The 572-nt window shown below is 53.7% G+C and carries 1 protein-coding gene; it reads right to left on the bottom strand.

Annotated features, from left to right (window positions below; translation table 11 throughout):
* On the bottom strand, nucleotides 1–507 hold a 507-nt coding region (locus ACTHUR_RS16515; RefSeq protein ID WP_440399761.1), incomplete at its 3' end, for a CNP1-like family protein.
* Between the last annotated feature and the right edge of the window lie 65 nt (nucleotides 508–572).

Genomic DNA, 572 nt, shown 5'->3' with positions numbered 1-572 from the left:
CTGATACAGGGCGGTGTGCAGGGCATCGTTGCGGCTGAACGCATTGCCGATCAGCTTCCAATCGCCTTTGCGCGGTTCAATCCAGCGGCGGTTTACTGTATCGCCGTAAGCGAATACTTTGTAAGACGAACGCTTGTCGTTGCTGTAAGTAAAGGATGTGCGGGCGCAATAGAGGCCTTCGACGGAGAGGTTGTCGTAGCCTTTGTCGGAGCGTACGTTCAAGACGTAGCGGATGCTGTTGTCCGGCGCAGGCATGATTTGCAGGCTGCTGAGCAGGATTTTGGGCTGCTTGCCGTAGGTTTCGTTGACATAGAGGTCGAACCAATCGCTCGATTGGGTATCGGGCAGAGGCGGCAACTCGGCTTTGTGTTCTTTAAACTCGCGTGCGGCAACTTCTTCAGGGCTTTCCTGATAACGCGTGTTGGTCAGCGTATCTTTTTGGCTGAAACCCAAAGCAAATGCTTGAGTCGCGGCAAGGCTGAGGGCGAGAAGGGCAAAACGGCGCATAGACAGCTCCAAAGTGAAAAACGGCTTTATTTTATGGGCTTGCAGGGTGGAGTGCAAGTAAGTGC

This window comes from Neisseria sp. P0021.S007, assembly GCF_051956855.1.
This window is presented reverse-complemented; position numbering and strand designations above follow the sequence as displayed.